This window comes from Neobacillus terrae, assembly GCF_011393025.1.
Classification (GTDB): Bacteria; Bacillota; Bacilli; order Bacillales; family Cytobacillaceae; genus Neobacillus_A; species Neobacillus_A terrae.
In genome coordinates, this window is sequence record NZ_JAAOEO010000003.1 from 25,956 (window position 1) to 43,134 (window position 17,179).

A 17,179-nucleotide genomic window follows, 5' to 3' on the forward strand; every position below is an offset into this window, starting at 1 on the left:
CGCCACTACTTGTTAGCTTTTAAAAAGATATTTAATTTAAAGAAGGTCGAGCAAGGCGGCAATTAAATTGCTGCCTTGTTTATTTAGCTAATCAGAATTTATATCCATAAATTCTGAACGCATAAGCAAAACTAGGGCATCCGCCAAGGGAACTTGGCGAATGCCAAGTTTTTCTAATAATTATTCCACCATGACACAAACCTGTCAATAAAATGCTCCATTTTCGCCCCATCTTTTCCCCATTTTCATTGCTATAATATACATATAATCCCTATATATAAATAAACAATCATACAAATTACCTACATAAATTCACATGAAAACGAGATGAAGATCATGAAAAAACTAATTCGAGTAAAAAAGCCCTCTCTCCTCTATTGTTTGTTAGCTGCATTTTTACTTGGATCCTCTGTATGGTACTTACCACCCTCTATTGCTTATTCAGAAACATCTGGAACAACAACTATTACAGATCCAACATTTACTCAGCCAACTACCGAAACACCTTCAACGGAACCAGCAACAACAGGAACATCTGCAACTGGATCCACAACTACTGATTCCATAGCTACAGATTCAGCTACCGGCACCACAACTGATACAACTACCGAAACCACTGCTGTTGAAACTGTAACGGTAGAATCAACTGTAGTAAAGCCAACTGTCTCTGTAAATAACCCTTTTAATAATCAAGAGTTTCATAATTTTAAGGTTAATCTTTCAGGAACCTATACAAATACCGATCCAACTATTCAAAACTCTAACCTGGTTTTTTCCGCTTCAGAAGACATAAATGGAGCTATCAATGAATTCTCAAATTCTGAAAGTAACACTTCAGAGTGGAATATAACAAGCACCACTGGCAATGAAGGAACATGGTCTTTTACTCACACTTATTCTAATGAAGGTCCGCATAAAATTGTGATTACAATCAAAGACAATACGAACACCGATAATACATCCAATACATCAAGTATTTCTTTTACTATTTCAACCAGGCCCTATATCTATAAATCAGTAATTATGATTCCTGGCTCACCCGATAAGGAATTAAATGCCGAAGATTTAACAAGCGTGCCTGTAAATGCCCAAATAAAAATAACATTGGTTGACGATAAACCAATGACCGAACTTGATTCTAAGGTTACATCAAATAACCCAATAAATGTCTTATTAATGCCTATATCAAAGACTCAATCTCCTGTAGAGATTTCTGGGGATTCCACCGTAGCAGTGAATGCAGATCCTCCCGCCGGAAAATATGCTTACGATATTACCTTTAAACCAAGTAAAGACTTGGAAAACAATAAAACTTATTTAGTATATCTGGACCCTTCTCTATCCGATGATAATAACAATCTTGTATTTGCGAAGTTTTTTAAATTTAGTACAAAAACAAACACTGATTGGGATGACTTTGATGATAACTCGTCTGGTAAGACCAGTTCCAATCCTCACGGCCATTATAATTTGAATACAAATATGTGCGCTGCTTGTCATAGTACGCATGTTAACAATCCAATGCAAAAATTGGATCCTGTAAAGTCTCAGGCAGAGGGAGGTTCTTATCTAGTTGAGTATAATGACAAATTACAACAGGATGCTTCACGGAATTATTGTATGGCCTGCCATGACGGAACGACAAATGCACCTTTTATAAGCAATATAGAGAAAGAGTACCATCACAATAATCCTGCTGAATATGGGGATAATGCGTCGAATACATTAAAACAGCCAGAAGCTTGCACTAGCTGCCATAATCCTCATCTTGAGTGGTCATCTGATAATCCGAATTTGTTAAAGGATCACTATGTTTATACTCATAAAGAAGCCGATCGGAATAAAAAGGGATTATCTACTCTAGTCGTTGATAGTTTGGATACTGCATGTGAAAGCTGTCATGACGATTATTCCATCTTTAATCGAACAACCTATCCAGACGGATTTTATAAAGCCCTACAATATGCTAAAACGTTAACTGCTACCGGTACCATTGATTCCAGGAAAGTAGATGTTAATTTTGACCATACTGATAAATTAGCTCCAACTGTTACAGACTACTCTTTATGTCTTCGCTGTCATAATGCTGAAAAAGCAACAGCTAAACTAGTCCTATCTGATATTGAAACATATTATACTGACCAAAACTCTAAACATCTATTTATGCTGGCAGGCTCCCAATCGATGCAGGACGATGGCAGTAAATTAAACGGTACACTCCCTTGTGCTGAGTGCCATGAAACCCATGGGTCCAATAATATTAAAATGTTAAGAGATGAATTGGGAAATTTAAGAATCACTGATCCTTCTAAAAAGTTTGTGTCTTCGGGTAAAACTTGGGATGCAACAAACGAAAGAAATTTCTGCACCAAGTGCCATAATGGATCAACCGATATTTACGGAAAAACTGCAAGGGCACTTGATATCACCAAGTCGGAAGGCCATGATCCTTCAACTGATAAAGGTAAGCAGGCATGTTCATTGTGCCATGGTGGTGCTTCAAAATCCTTTATAGAAGCAGCCCACGCACCTAAAACAGGAACCCCATAAAAAAACGAGAGGATTTTCCTCTCGGTTTTTTATGTTATCTTCTCGGGACATCCCAAATTTTTTTCGACATATAAAAGTCTTTGATCTATATGGGTTGAATCCAATTTAATCAAACGTTTGATTAACTAAATTTTCACAGATTAACCGAAAAATTTTCAGGATCAGTCATTCCTCAACAACTGAAAATCAATATTATCCAAAATACCGAATGGGAACTTTCACCTATAAGTATTTTCCTTCCCCAATTCAGCTTTATTTACGATTATTATCCCATAAATTATTCAAGTTGATAAAAAATCAAATATAGTCATAAATGGTATTAGTGCACTGTATGGCACCTCATGCAAGAAAAATCGTGCAATTTGTCGAAATATTTGTTAAATGGTAAAATAGTGAAATGTAAACGTTTACTAAATAAATTTCTATATTTCTTGATTGGGGGACCAACAGTGGTTAGTTCTATTTCAAAGTTTTTCACAAAAATGGTAGATAGGTATTTACCAGATCCACTCGTTTTTGCAATGATCTTAACTCTTCTTATCTTTGTCCTAGGGTTTGCTTTAACTCCAAAATCACCGATGGATCTTGTTCAGCTTTGGGGGGATGGTTTTTGGAATCTTTTAGCTTTTTCAATGCAAATGGCACTCGTAGTCGTAACAGGGCATGCATTGGCAAGCTCACCGCTTTTGAGGAGATGGATGGGAAAAGTAGCCTCAATCGCCAAAACACCTGTACAGGGTGTTTTGCTGGTAACGTTTGTCTCTGCGTTTGCCTGTATTCTTAATTGGGGATTTGGCTTGGTAGTTGGTGCGCTTTTTGCACGCGAAGTTGCCCGCAGGGTACCAAAATCAGACTATCGCTTATTAATTGCGAGTGCCTATATCGGCTTCCTGACATGGCATGGTGGATTTTCCGGATCCATTCCTTTAGCAGCCGCAACAAAAGGAAACCCAATGGAAAAGCTTGCTGGTATTATTCCTATTTCTGAAACAATATTCTCACCTTACAACATCTTTATTACTCTTGTTCTACTGGTCACTCTGCCATTTTTGACAAGATTAATGATGCGGCCCGAAAACGAAATTATTGCAGTTGACTCTGACCTTTTAAGAGAAGAGCCTTCTACATTAAGGAAGCTTCCGCCAAATGCTTCATTTGCTGAAAAACTTGAGGAAAGCAGAGTTCTTGCTTATATTATTGGAGTCCTGGGCCTGGCCTATATTATTATTTATTTCATAAATAATGGTGCCAAAATTGATATCAACATCGTAAACCTTATTTTTATGGTTCTTGGAATCATTCTGCATGGCACACCAATGTCCTATATGAGAGCAGTAAAAGCAGCAGCTGTTGGTACAGCTGGAATTATTGCGCAGTTTCCATTTTACGCGGGGATTCAGCTAATGATGGATGGATCCGGGCTAGGTGGACTAATTACGAACTTATTCGTAAACATTTCCAATGTTCACACCTTCCCAATCCTTACCTTCTTTAGCTCAGGCCTTGTCAACCTGGCAGTTCCTTCAGGAGGCGGCCACTGGGTAGTTCAGGGTCCATTCGTTATTCCTGCTGCAAAGGAACTAGGAGTTGATCTTGGAAAAGCATCTATGGCCGTTGCGTACGGTGAAGCATGGATGAACATGGCACAGCCATTCTGGGCACTGCCTGCACTGGCAATCGCCGGACTTAAAGCCCGCGATATTATGGGATTCTGTATCACAGCATTAATCTATTCAGGCATTATTTTCTGTATAGGTCTATACTTCTTCTAATCTATTTAACTGTTGAAAGCAAAAGGATCGGTTTCTATCCGGTCCTTATTTAATCAACATTATTTTTCTTACTATAACAAAATGATTATGGAGGGCAGTTTTTAGGAATCCGTTACTTCGCTGATAACGATTTTACTGATTCCCTTACTTTTAAAAGTTTTATGAGCAGCAAGTTTATGATAACCCCCAACGTCCCCCCACTGCTGTCAATGAGAACATCTTTGACTGCTGGTCCTCTTCCAGGTACAAATATTTGATGAATCTCATCTAAAGTGGCGTACAGCACATATATGAGCACCGTCAACCCTATACTTCTCCACCCAAAAACCCCGCTTCTTCTTAAGGCGTTTAATGCAAGGATTCCAAGAACAAAGTAAACAAAAAAATGAGCACATTTCCTGATGATATGATTGAAACTCTTCAAATCGGCTGCTCCATTTGTAATTACTTGCAGCAGTTCCATAACAAACTTAGTGACACCAGTACTCAAGGTATCTGATTGGGTGGCGGGCTGATTTGATAGAGTAAAAATAACCAGCATCCATAAAATCACTAAAGACCAGCTTAAAAGTTTTTTCATCTGATATTTCCCAATTTCTTTCAAATTTAATTAGTATAAGAGTATTATAACAACAATATAAAGGAGATAAAAAACTAAGTTTATAGCAAAACTAAGCTGACTTTAAAAAGTATTTTTTTATTGCAGAAATAGATCAAGAGGCACCCGCTCCTACATAAAAAAATAGAGTCTCACCTTGTGACCAAGTGGAACCAAAAATGAGTATAAAAGTTTGGGAGACCTCACAAACTTTTTGTGGAGTCCCGCTCAAAATAATTATATGAAAAAAATCAAAGTGAAAATTCCAAAAAAGTGCCAGAAAATCGAAAGGAGATGGTCCAAGAAGTTGAAATTGAGCTTATCGAACCCCTTAAGGTGTATAATTGCAGGATCTTTTTCCATGGTAGGTATCATAAGTCTTATGGTCGCTGCAAAAATAGGTGACATCCAATGTGCATCATTCTAGTAAAAAAATGGTTGTGCATTTCTGCTAATTCCTCCGCCCCCTTACCGTAGGCTATTGTTTTCTTATTGATGGTATAAATCGATGTTCCTCCCTATTTCTAAGCGAATTCACCCAAGCTTTAATTTGGGGGATATTCTTAATTCCGTATTTTCCGATGATTTCTTTTTTGGACAAAGTTTCACTTAATGAGTCCTCTTTCTCCAAAAAAAAACACACCCTCAAATAGTATTTTTACTAACTACCACATAGGGAGTGTTTTATACTTGTCTCATTTTCTATGGTCACCCCATAGTATTTAAATACTTTTAGAGGCGTCTTATTTTTATCTCGTGGTTATTTCAAATCAAGCTTCTCAATTTTTTATTTCTTCTTCTCTATCCATTCTTTCAGTGCATCTACCATCTTCCAAAGATCAATTGTAGAAATCGCATAGATAATGGCTTCGTTTTGGTCGCCCCAGCCATAGTATTCAGGCAGTTGCTTTGGCAGGCGTTTTTTGCCGGTGATATAGTCAATGACGTATTTGTTTTGTGCATTGGCTTTTTTCAGCAATCTGGTTGCTTTAGCCGTTTTGCCCTTTTCAAGAAGTTCGAGCAGGAGTTCATTGAATAGCCAATGCGTTGAATCTTCCGGGAACTTCTTAAGGAGAGCCTTTGCTTTATCAAACTGTTTTAACTCAAGGTAGAGTGGGAATAGATCATAGCGGATGCCCTGATTGTCCATTGGGTTAAGTTCGAGTATGGCTTCGTATTCGCTGGCTGCTTCTGCGCTTTTTCCGATAACCACAAGTGTCTGAGCATATTTATTTTTTGCCCGCATGTATGGTCTCGTTTCTATTAACCCCCAGAAATAACCTCTGTTTTCAAGAAAAAAGTCTTTTCCAAGTTCTTTTTCAGCTGCTTCCATTCCCTTTTTATATATTTCGGCTGCTTCTTCAGGACTGTCGGCAAATTCACCGGCAAGGTTATAAGCATCTGCGTTGGATGGGTCAAGGTCTAGGGCCTCCAATGCCAGCTTATAGCGATCAACACCTTGGGCTTCAAATGCTTCGTAAATTAGGTTTTGGGCATGTTCCTTATTGCTTCGGGATGTCTTTCTCACCGGCTTTTGCGGCTGATTTATTTTTTTATTTAAAAACTCCTCAATTTCTTCGATGCTTTCAAGGCCCTGTTCCTGTATTTCGGCAAATACATCATTCAGCATCTGTTCAGAGGCTAAAGGATTGATGCCAGCCTCGGCCGGTCCTGCACTTTCCTCCAACATCTGAACTATGTCATCATGCAGCACCTCATCCAATTCATAGTAACGGCTTGATATACTCGCTACGGATACACCATAAATCTCTGCTACTTTCTTTTGCGTGTTTGGGAAATCCTCTGGGAATATGAATGAAATAAGATAATGAAGAGCAGCAGCATAAACAGCCGGATTTTTAATCTGCTTTTGCCTTTTCTCGCAAAATTTATGCCAAACGAGAATACCAAAATCAATAAGGGTTGGACTCTCGTTAAGTTCATTCATTTTCTTTTGAAATACTTCGGCTACTTCCTGATAAACCGGAGCCGACCATTCAAAGTTGTCCGGCTCAACAGTGAACCCAGCCGAAGGAAGGTCGTTCATGATTTCCATAAAAAAGTCATTAAAACCTTCCTCTGGTGAATCGTATCCCAATTGAGCAGATTTTTCCTCGATAAATTGATAGGCAATGTCAGGTTGAAGATTTGTGAGTTCTATCAATGACGGAATAAAGATCAGCTTGTCCTCGTAAGGCAGCGCCATACCAAAGATAAACGAGTTCTTGCCACCCTCCACTTTATGGCTATTTATAAGAGAAATTTCTTCTGTTTCTCCCGTAAAAAAGTTTTTAAGCTTAAGGATGTTTCCATCAATGTCGATTGCTTCCCCTGCAAGTGTCCGGACATCTGTCCATGTATTCAAAATATCCTTCAGCTTCGGCCGCTTAATATTTTTTGATTCATAGCGAATAAATTTTTCAAGAATGGTCTCCTCACCGTCTACTTCTTTGAAAAGGGTGAACCAGATCGTATGAATCGTTAAATAAAATTCCTGTTCTGACTCATCATCTAGATTAAGATGCGGTTCGAGCTGTTCATAATCTTGTTCAATCTCGCGTTCATAATGCTGCAGAGCGTAATCTACCAGCTGGTGCTGCAGCCTTACAACTTCATCCTCAATAACATTGGAAATGGATACGACCTCGTTAAGGCCACAACATTTTTTATACTTTTTTCCGCTGCCGCAAGGGCATGGATCGTTTCTATTTATTTTCTCATTCAAAATAATTCCTCCCCGATCAAAGCTTCTTTCTTTTATACTACCATTCTGTACATTTCTTTCAAAAAGAAAACAGCTGAAGGGCAATTTTCAGCTGTTTTAAGAAATTAATTTTGTTTTTTCATAAATTCCAATACTTCGAGATCGATAAACCCTTTTTCCTGTTCCCGCATTTCGAAGTTTTCTGTGTGGAGATATGCAGTTAAAGCTTTATGAAGTTCTTCTTCCTGAACAATATTAAAATGCAAATAGCCGTGTCGGGCAAGCTCTGCAGCAAGTTCAGTCTCAACTTCTCCGTCAATTGGAACGACCTTTTCCGGCTTAGAAGGAGCGAAGTAAAGCTGCTGAAGGTAATAGATTCGAATCAGCTCTTTAATTGGCTCAGGATGGTCATCCACACGCAAGTCAACAAAGCGATCATTATAGCCGCCGTATCCACCAGCTTCCTTAACAACAAGCAATGCTGCGGACTGCTGACCTCGGCTGTCCCCTCCTGCTTCCTGTCCTGCATTTAGGGCTGCAAGCAAGCGCTCTGCAAGAGTTCCTTCTGTGGAGGTAAAGGTAGATGCCATTGCTTCTACTGTTTTTTCATCTACTAAAATATTACCTTGTGCTGCAAAGTGAGGCCCTGGGATGCCTCCAGCCCAGCTGTAGCATTCCTTACCGGTGAATGTGGCTGGGTTGCCATTTGCATCAATTAGACCAACCTGGCGCATTTCCTTATCTTTGTCATCAGCAAGAATAATTTCGAGTGCTTCTGCTGCGGATTTCCCTTCAGCCATTAATGACAAAGCATCTGGTCCATATGCTGTATTCGCATAAGATTGGGTTGCTACTGCACCAACTCCTGCCTTTGCCCACGGTACAACGGCTCCAACACCGAGAAATTTAGATTGAACAGCGATTCCCCACTCCTTTGCCTGTGGGTCATACCCTACAATTGAGAAAGTCATGTAGTTTTATCCTCCTAAATTTAATTAATACTTATTTCGAGCAGCGAAAAGAAAATCCTGCCTCATTACTTAAATTTAATCAAACGTTTAATTAAATTTCTGAAAAGGCGGCATAATGAAAAACACAGCCCTTATTTGAAACCAGACTGTGTTTTTCATCATAATATTATTGAGCTTCAATTAAGCCGTAACGGCCATCTTTACGTTTGTAAACAACGTTTGTTTGGTTTGTATCAGCATTAGTAAACACATAGAAATTGTGGCCAAGCATGTTCATTTGGAGAATGGCTTCCTCGCTGTCCATTGGCTTAAGGTCAAAGCTCTTTGTACGTACTACTTCAAGGTCCTGATCCTCTTCCTCAAACTCAGGCTCTACACTCTCAAAATTGGAGAACATAGCAGTAAAGTTTTCTTTTTCACGGAACTTTCGGTTAACCTTTGTTTTGTGCTTACGGATTTGGCGCTCCAATTTGTCGGTAATCAGATCAATTGCTCCATACATATCAACATTTTGTTCCTCTGCACGAAGCACCAGGTGCGGCATTGGAATGGTTACTTCTACTTTTGATGTTTTATCCTGATAAAATTTTAAGTTTACGTTTACGTTAGCCTCAGGTGTTTCTCCAAAATAGCGCTCTAATTTGGAAAGCTTCTTTTCTACATACTCTCTGATTGCTGGAGTTACCTCAATGTTTTCTCCACGAATGTTGTAATTCATGCGAACTCCTCCTTTGTTAAGACTATGTAAATACAATTCTATTCTACCCTATGTGATTCCTGCTAAAACAGACCAAAAAATTTGTCGATTTATTGACAAAAACAACAGGGAAATAGTGACAAATGTTGACAAAAAAATAACCGCCAAATATAAATGGCGGTCCCACGAGCTTCAATATTAAATTTTTTTATCCATCAGAAGTCCGAGATGTTCTTTCATATCTGCAAAAATATCTAACAATTTCTTTGATGGTATCTCATTAACTACTTCATTTGTATTGTCATCCACAATGGTGACGTAATATTCATTTAATTTTTCATGCAGCTTAAATTTTAAAGAGGTGTGTGCGGGCTGCAGAAAATCATTCAATCCCTTAACAACCTCTTCTATTTTTTCCTTCTGTTTCTGACCAAGTTGATAAGGCTGCTGATTTTGCAATTGATTTTTTAAAGATGGGTTATCTTCGAACTTATTTTGGTTTAATTTTACCCCTTCACTAGTTGCAATTCTTTGTTGGTTTGGGATGATTGGCGCAGAAACACGATCAATCATCATTTTCCCCCTTATCCATAGCTTTCACTAAGTCCATTTTTTATTTTTTTCGATCGAAGAAGACTCCATCAACCTGCAGACTTTGGTATGGATTGATATAATTTTCTCCGGAATTGCGCTTTTTGTTTATCAACCTAACATCATTTTTAATATCAGTAAATATTCGCTGCATCTTGTGTTTAATATCCTTCTCATCTGATAAAAGTTGATTAACAAGTGGGTCTGTTTTAAGGGTTGAAAAATCTAATCCTCTTAATATAACCCCTCGTTCATTCAACAATATGTTTACTTCCTCAATTAATTCAAGTCTATTGCTCTTCTTTACTTGATCCAGCAGACTATTTAATTTTTCTGTAATAGAGATTAACTCCTTTAATGAAGGCATTACTTTTTACTTCCTTTTTGCTATTTGCATAGCTTCTTTCCATGTATCACGAAATTCTCTTACAAGATCTTCTACTTCGTTTAGAATCGAAGAGTCATTCTTAATATTACCCTCTACTAATCGCCTGTTCATATACTCATATAGTTGTTTCATTTCTTTTGAAATTTCATAATCGTAATTTAAGGTAATTATAAGTTCTGTTATAATTTTTTGGGTTTTTGTAATATTAGTATGTTTTTCTTCTATATTTCTCTTTTCTATGGCATTTTTAGCTAATGCAATAAATTTTAAGCATCCATTATAAAGCATTAAGGTTAATTCTGCTGGCTTTGCAGTATACACAGAATTTTCTTGGTAAGTTTGATATGGATTACTTACTGACATATTCTATAACCTCGCTTTTCGTTTTATCCTAATGATTGAGAAAGGTAACCGCCCTGCGCATTAAATTTATTAATGGCTGTTTCCATCGCGGTAAATTCTTTATTATACCGATCTTGTAATAAGCTTAATCGATCGTCCCATCGAGAAAGTTGATCGGTTAAGTCTTTAATTTGTTGTCCAAGAGCGCTAGTATCAACTGTTAATAGATTTGGAATTCCAGCACGATCATTCAATTTACTAATAGACTCATTTGCAATATCATAAAGCCGGGTTCCAATACCTTCATAATCAGTCCGGGCTTTAATAAGTGGATTAGCTGTATAATTTGCACTTGGGTCATCTTTTGTAAATAAATTCATTACATCATCAGGATGATTTGCAATTGCATCTCGAAGTTTTGTCTCATCTATTTGCAGTTTCCCGGAATTATCATAATCCTTCGCTAAAGTTCCATCAGATTTCAAAAACTCTGTACCAATACCAACGGATGAGAGAGTTCTCATGCTACCCGTTATACTCTGTACTGGTGAAACTATAGAGCTTCTAAGACGATTAACAATATCATTTAGTGTAGGGTCGTGGTTTAAAAGGCCGCTCTTCGCTTTCTCTTCCCATAAATCGATTTGTTTGTCAGTCATCGAACTGCGTTGCTCGTCTGTTAACGGCGGATAGTCGCGATAACGTTTTTCATTCAGCTTTGTATTTATTGAATCTATTAATGTATTATAAGCATCAACAAATCCCTTAATATTATTGTAAACAGTATCCGTATCCGTTTTCACATTAATATCGATTGAATTATTGCCGGTTGGTTTGAGTAATGTTAAGTTTAAGCCCAATGCGCTAATATTATTTGTTGACTGAGTAACCTTTATGGCAGACGTTGAGCCTGGTGCAGTAATATCTACATTTGCATCAGTTCCCTTGAAAGATGCTGAAAATGTCGAAGTAGCAGCATTCACTGTACCACCATTAACAATCACTTCCGCTACATTTCCCGAAACATTTGAAATAGTGAAGTTTCCTTGGTCGCCCATACTTGTTGCTGTAAGTACAAACCGCGAAGTAGTACTATCGAATGATGCTTTTAATCCACTTACCTTACTTGTAATTTGATTAGCAATATCTTGAAATGTATCACTCGTACCCACATCTATCTTAACCGGTGGCGGCGTGTTCCCCCCGGCAGGAGTTGGAGGCTGTATTTGAAAGGATGCAGCTGAAGTTCCTGCAACCAGTACTGTATCCCCCGATTGAGCAGATGTTCCCAAACTATTTTTTACCGCACCTCCTGAAATCAGTGTGGCAGCTGACGCGATACTGTTAATTGTCACTTTATAGGTCCCCTGAAGAACGTTCGAACCTGTTGTTACCGTTGCTGCGGAGGTATCTGAAGATGTAGCGCTGTATGGATTAAATGAAGATTGAAAGCGTAAATTTTCTTCCGCGCTCTGGAAGGTCTTCATTGCTAAATTTATATCACGATAGGCACCCTGTTGCCATTCAACCCATTGTTGTTTTTGATAAACCTGGTCTCTTGGAATTCTTGCTGCCTTCATTAAATCAGAAACCATTTTTTCTGTGTCCATCCCTGAAGCCAAACCGGTAATTCTTAGACTATTGGAAGTACTACTTGTTCCATCTACTGGAGTTACCATATTATTTCACCACCCTGCTCATTTTCCTTTTTTATCTATAATTGCTTATTTATTATATCGACAATTCCCTGTATATTTTTTAGTACTTGTTAAGCAAATCTAATCGATTAAAAGCCGGCTTATAAGAATCATTTGCAGCTAACTGATAAAATTCTTTTGCTTTTATTAAATTTCCAGTTGTTTCATAAAAAACACCTAAGTTATATGCTGCCAAAAAGCTGGATGTACCAATCACAATCTCTTCCCAACCATTTTGTTGTATGGCTAAACAATTTAAATAAGATTTTTCTATATTTTTTAAGTAGCTTAGATTATGTCTAGGGTCAACCAATACATAATTCATATAAAAGATTCCGCAAACAAAATGAAAATCCGGTGATTTAGTTAGCCAGTCTCTTTCATTAACGATGATCTCTAAAGCCTCATGGTATTGTTTTATATAGATCAGGGTGTAAAGATAATTAACTATGAGGTCCACGGCATATTTTTCATCGCGGTTGATGTGATTATAAGCCTTAGCAAAATAAATATTGGCTGTATCGATTTGTTTATCTGTCCGGAATTGCCTGCCTAATTGATAAAGTATATATGGGTTTTGGGGACTCTTCTCCACTTCTAACAGAAGTAGCTGAAGGTTCCGTTCACTCTTGTCGGTACTAAGATAACCAGTATGAAAAACCTCAATAGGAAGGTCCATTCGGGGAAAATTCGAATCGATTTGCTCATGTATTTTTCCAGTAAAGAAAACACCTTTTGGCAAAAGGCGAGAAATAAAATCTTGCGACAATCTCTTTTCATTGTTTTGCACAAAGCTACTAATTATTTTTATCCGCCCAATTGCAAAAGGATTAGACTTGAACTTCTCAAGTCTATCCGAATCCCAATTTATAATTTTTTCATCAGCATCCAAAACTAAATTCCAATCGGAAGTAGATTTTGAAAGAGCGTAATTTCGTGCAGCTGAGAAATCATTATTCCATTCAAAATCATACACCTTCGCTCCATAGTGTAAGGCAATATGTTTTGTATTATCAGTTGATCCTGTATCGACAATTATAATTTCATCAACCAACTTCTTGACGCTTTCCAAACATACGGGAAGGTTCTTTTCTTCGTTTTTGGTAATCATTGTTAAAGCAAGGAGAGTCATTAAACTTTGCCCTTTCTTAAAACATAATATACAAGTTTAAAATCTAATTGACTTGATAAGTGTAATAACATTCTTGTAATTTATTAAAATAGTATATAAGATTATTAAATTCTTGATTTAGTTCTTTCTCATCAGAGTAATTAAACTCAGAGATTATCTTCTCACAATATAAGATACTCCTTGATAAAGCTTTCCTAGCTTCATTGGTATTCTGAATAAACCCTTTTTTATTTGCAGTTAATATTTCATGCGCGTAATCAACCGCTCCTAATAATTTCATTTTTGGAGAGCTTAGCTGTTGTGAATCATGTATCCTAAAATAACTTAAAATCTCAGTTATTATTACGGCTTTCCCATTTGATAATAAATTTAGCCAAGTTGCTTGATCAACATTGCACCCGTATTCTCTATTATTAAACACACCAAAAGGTTCTTCCAATTTACTTTTTCTAAATAGGACAGTTGTTGGCTCACCAATACAATTAAAATTATTTATTAAAACTAAGTTTCCGAGTTTAATTCCATCAAGAACTGTATCACTTTTAAATATTTTATCTATATCTCCAAATACACCTTTTTTATTCCCCAGATAATCCAGAGTACCTCTATAAGAGGTAACTAATGAAATTTCCTGATTAACATCATTTATAAAGTAATCCATCATCTTCTCTATTTTTGTGAATTCAAATACATCATCATCCATCAAATAGTTAACAAATTCTCCACTGGACATATTGTATAATTTTATATCATTTTTAAATTGTCCTAAATTTGATTTATTATGATAATACTTTATATTTGAATACTTATTTAAGTAATTTTTTCTTATTAACTCTTCAGTTTCATCATTGGTACTGTCATCCCCAATTATTATTTCAATATTTTTATAGGTTTGATTAATTGCACTCTCTAATGCTAACTGAAAAAGTTCAGGTCTATTATAAGTTGGTATAAGAATACTTACTAGCGGGTAAATCTCATTTGAATATTCCTCTAAAAAATTTTTTCTGCAATTTTTCGATAATTCATATTCCTTAATCCCACAATCATGAAGACACCAGGGTTTTGCTTGTTTTGGAACTACAACTTGATATCCTTTTTTTAGAAATTCAACACTCTGAGAAGTACTATAATAATACAAGTCATCAAATAAATCATCGCGCCATGATATATCATATTGAGTTATCATTATAAAGCCTTCTATAGCCTGTACTGTTTCATATTTATTTAGTATATCTTCAAATTCATACAAATTAATTTGGCCTGTACGATTATCATATATTTTTCCGTATTTTATTTGTGCCTCATTTAAAATCCCTGTTGTTGGTATAACCTTGGACCCTGTAAGACCAAGAAGACCAATATTCAAATCTTGTTGAAAAATATCAAGGATATCAAAAATAAAATTCTTGTTTAGAATAAATACATCTTGATGTAAATATACTTTATATTTTGCATCAGACAAGGCCAAAGCCTTATTATAACCTGATGTTATACTTGTTGGATTTTCAATAGGTATAATATCAAACTCATAGCCATCAGGAACATTTAAACCTTTAATATATTTTACTGATTCATCATAAATATGAAAATTATTCACACAGTAGATGAAGGATATCTTTTTATCGTTCATTAACAATAGCTCCCAGTATCTCTTCTATTATTGCTATAACATCTTTATCTTTATTATTAATTTTATTCAAATAATCCAGTGCTAAGTCGTTTTCTCCTATAGACATTAGAACATAACCCAGATTGAATAAGGTATCGTCATTGTTCGAGTTTATTTCAAATGCATAGTTTAATAATGGGAGAACTAGGTCATTAAGAGTGTTTTCATAGCAAATACTAGCTATTTGATTTAAAACATCTTCTTTATTTACAATATCATTTTCTATTATATTTAAAATATTATTCTCCGTTATAACATTCGACTTTATTTTAGAAACTAATAATTCCCTTGTATCAATAAAGTCAATCTTATTTTCCAATCTTCTTACTAAAAAGGTCAGTTCCCTTCTTGAAACTATAAGGTCATTCATAATTTTATTATATAACTCTAAAATTTCTTGATCTTGTGAAATATATGGTTCTAAATAACTCTTTGCCAATTCATTTTGTTCATAGGCATTTAAGATAAAAGCTAAATTATAAATTGTATCTTTATGTGTAGAATCAATTTCATATGCCGCTAAAAGATATGGAAATATACTCTCATGTATTTCCTTTTGAAAATTAATAATGGCAATTGTGTTTAGTACTTCAATAGAGTTTTCGTAATAACTTTTTATAAATGATATAACTTTATCTGGAGATTGATTATTGATATAAAAAGTGCTTTTCTCTAATTGGAGGTTTTCATTCAGATTAGTTATTGCCTGTATCATTTCACTATTTGATTTATTTGCCCGGACTATATATTTATACGTTTCAAATTGGTTTCGTCTGTTATTAGAAGAGATTATACATAAATTGTTTATTAATTGTTGGTTCTCAGGATGAGATGTGGAATTAGAAATTTCATCTATTTTATACAAAAATCCTTTTTCTTTAAAAATATTTTGTATTTCTTGTAAGGAGAAACACTTTACACTAACAGGGTTGTTTCCTGCTAAAATATTATAGATTATTTTATAATTAGATATGTTAAACATTGAGGTTAAAAAAACAGCATTGTCTTTAAGTTTATTATTTATCTTTTTTATCAACTGTTCTGGATATTCAATTTGTTCCCATTTACTAACAATGATAATATCAAAAAATTGATCATCATAATCGTTTATAGATAGTTCAATATTTCCACTAACTACCTTAGCAAAAGATTGAGCTTCTTGTGCTTCAAATGTATTAGATTCCAAACCATATAAATCCGCATTTTTAAAACGGTTTTTTAATTCAAGTAAGGTTCCACCCGAATTACAACCTATATGAAGAATATTTAAATTTTGATCCTCAAAAAATTCTAATTGATCAATCAAATCAAAATGGATAATATACGACTGTAAATTAGTGCCCCATTTATCCATAAATTTCTGTTCGTTATTTGATAGAATATGTGAATATTCATTTGCATTTTCTCGCCACGAAACACTTCCGTAATGATGTATGAAGGTGTCCTTACACAAAAGTAATGAGTATCCAGCTTTTCTTAATCGGATAGAATAATCATCATCCTCAAAATTCCCTGGAGAAAATTGCTCGTCTAACATACCTATTGTGTCAACTGCTTCTTTTTTTATTAACATACAAAATCCAATTAATTTTAACCGTGTTTCCCACTTTGAAGAGTCTGGTTGATTAAACTTTTCTGCAAACTCATGCATCCCATCCAAGGAATTATATGAAACCCCAATTGTTGAATAGTATGCAGCTGAATTTGTAACAGGGCCTACCGCTCCAACCAATGGATTACTGTATAAAGCTTTCACTAAGTTTGTTAACCAGCCTTTAGTTACTATAACATCATTGTTTAGAAGTAATATGTTATTCCCTTTAGCTATTTCAATTCCTTGATTACACCCTTTGGGAAACCCTACATTATCTTCGTTAAATACACATTTAATATTTTCTTGTGTATGGAGCCACTCAATTGTTTCGTCGGTTGAATGATTATCCACAATAATTAACTCGTAGTCTTCTTTAGCAGTGTGTTTTCTGATACTTTCTATACATTGTTTAGTAAAGTCTAATTTGTTATATGTGAGAATAATTATGCTAGTCAACATAAGAAGGTTCAC

Annotated in this window: 13 protein-coding genes; 2 read left to right on the plus strand and 11 right to left on the minus strand. The window is 35.6% G+C overall.

Annotation, left to right across the window (positions count from 1 at the left end):
- Nucleotides 1-336 precede the first annotated feature (336 nt).
- Nucleotides 337-2,550 carry a cytochrome c3 family protein gene (locus tag G8761_RS04850; protein WP_166024247.1) on the plus strand — a complete coding sequence of 738 codons (2,214 nt, stop codon included), beginning with the start codon at nt 337-339 and terminating at the stop codon, nt 2,548-2,550.
- Nucleotides 2,551-2,999: 449 nt separating this feature from the next.
- A complete protein-coding gene (locus G8761_RS04855) occupies nt 3,000-4,322 on the plus strand; it encodes a TIGR00366 family protein (RefSeq protein WP_166024249.1) in 1,323 nt (440 codons plus the stop codon).
- A 112-nt stretch (nt 4,323-4,434) separates the two neighbouring features.
- On the opposite strand, the gene G8761_RS04860 is transcribed toward G8761_RS04855, so the two are convergent.
- The 11 genes from G8761_RS04860 to G8761_RS04910 all read right to left on the minus strand — a co-directional run bounded on the left by G8761_RS04860 (nt 4,435) and on the right by G8761_RS04910 (nt 17,167).
- Nucleotides 4,435-4,902, minus strand: a complete 468-nt coding sequence (locus G8761_RS04860) for a VanZ family protein (protein WP_166024251.1) — start codon at nt 4,900-4,902, stop codon at nt 4,435-4,437.
- An 805-nt stretch (nt 4,903-5,707) separates the two neighbouring features.
- Entirely contained in the window at nt 5,708-7,645 is a 1,938-nt protein-coding gene (locus tag G8761_RS04865) for an SEC-C metal-binding domain-containing protein (RefSeq protein ID WP_166024253.1), read from the minus strand.
- A gap of 104 nt (nt 7,646-7,749) precedes the next feature.
- On the minus strand, nt 7,750-8,595 hold the full coding sequence (locus G8761_RS04870; protein ID WP_166024255.1) for a DUF1028 domain-containing protein: 846 nt from the start codon (nt 8,593-8,595) through the stop codon (nt 7,750-7,752).
- A gap of 166 nt (nt 8,596-8,761) precedes the next feature.
- A complete protein-coding gene (hpf, locus tag G8761_RS04875) occupies nt 8,762-9,313 on the minus strand; it encodes a ribosome hibernation-promoting factor, HPF/YfiA family (RefSeq protein ID WP_166024257.1) in 552 nt (183 codons plus the stop codon).
- 177 nt (nt 9,314-9,490) lie between these two features.
- Nucleotides 9,491-9,865 (minus strand): flagellar protein FlaG, encoded by a 375-nt coding sequence (flaG, locus tag G8761_RS04880; RefSeq protein WP_420800227.1) that lies wholly within the window; start codon nt 9,863-9,865, stop codon nt 9,491-9,493.
- A gap of 40 nt (nt 9,866-9,905) precedes the next feature.
- Nucleotides 9,906-10,250 (minus strand): flagellar protein FliT, encoded by a 345-nt coding sequence (gene fliT / locus G8761_RS04885; RefSeq protein WP_166024261.1) that lies wholly within the window; start codon nt 10,248-10,250, stop codon nt 9,906-9,908.
- A gap of 6 nt (nt 10,251-10,256) precedes the next feature.
- Nucleotides 10,257-10,634, minus strand: a complete 378-nt coding sequence (gene fliS, locus G8761_RS04890; RefSeq protein ID WP_166024263.1) for a flagellar export chaperone FliS — start codon at nt 10,632-10,634, stop codon at nt 10,257-10,259.
- 23 nt (nt 10,635-10,657) lie between these two features.
- Nucleotides 10,658-12,292 (minus strand): flagellar filament capping protein FliD, encoded by a 1,635-nt coding sequence (gene fliD, locus G8761_RS04895; RefSeq protein ID WP_166024265.1) that lies wholly within the window; start codon nt 12,290-12,292, stop codon nt 10,658-10,660.
- Nucleotides 12,293-12,371: 79 nt separating this feature from the next.
- On the minus strand, nt 12,372-13,442 hold the full coding sequence (locus tag G8761_RS04900; RefSeq protein ID WP_243449894.1) for a glycosyltransferase family 2 protein: 1,071 nt from the start codon (nt 13,440-13,442) through the stop codon (nt 12,372-12,374).
- Nucleotides 13,443-13,485: 43 nt separating this feature from the next.
- A complete protein-coding gene (locus G8761_RS04905; RefSeq protein WP_166024267.1) occupies nt 13,486-15,075 on the minus strand; it encodes a glycosyltransferase in 1,590 nt (529 codons plus the stop codon).
- Complete coding sequence (locus G8761_RS04910; protein ID WP_166024269.1) at nt 15,065-17,167, minus strand: glycosyltransferase; 2,103 nt, start codon at nt 17,165-17,167, stop codon at nt 15,065-15,067. Before G8761_RS04910 ends, G8761_RS04905 begins: the two co-directional genes overlap by 11 nt.
- Between the last annotated feature and the right edge of the window lie 12 nt (nt 17,168-17,179).

Coding starts and splice junctions, on each gene's coding strand:
- G8761_RS04910 (WP_166024269.1), bottom strand. CDS start 17,167: ATGTTGACTAGCATAATTATTCTCACATATAACAAATTAGACTTTACT.
- G8761_RS04860 (WP_166024251.1), bottom strand. CDS start 4,902: ATGAAAAAACTTTTAAGCTGGTCTTTAGTGATTTTATGGATGCTGGTT.
- flaG (WP_420800227.1), bottom strand. CDS start 9,865: ATGATTGATCGTGTTTCTGCGCCAATCATCCCAAACCAACAAAGAATT.
- hpf (WP_166024257.1), bottom strand. CDS start 9,313: ATGAATTACAACATTCGTGGAGAAAACATTGAGGTAACTCCAGCAATC.
- fliS (WP_166024263.1), bottom strand. CDS start 10,634: ATGTCAGTAAGTAATCCATATCAAACTTACCAAGAAAATTCTGTGTAT.
- fliT (WP_166024261.1), bottom strand. CDS start 10,250: ATGCCTTCATTAAAGGAGTTAATCTCTATTACAGAAAAATTAAATAGT.
- G8761_RS04905 (WP_166024267.1), bottom strand. CDS start 15,075: ATGAACGATAAAAAGATATCCTTCATCTACTGTGTGAATAATTTTCAT.
- G8761_RS04900 (WP_243449894.1), bottom strand. CDS start 13,442: ATGACTCTCCTTGCTTTAACAATGATTACCAAAAACGAAGAAAAGAAC.
- G8761_RS04870 (WP_166024255.1), bottom strand. CDS start 8,595: ATGACTTTCTCAATTGTAGGGTATGACCCACAGGCAAAGGAGTGGGGA.
- G8761_RS04850 (WP_166024247.1), top strand. CDS start 337: ATGAAAAAACTAATTCGAGTAAAAAAGCCCTCTCTCCTCTATTGTTTG.
- fliD (WP_166024265.1), bottom strand. CDS start 12,292: ATGGTAACTCCAGTAGATGGAACAAGTAGTACTTCCAATAGTCTAAGA.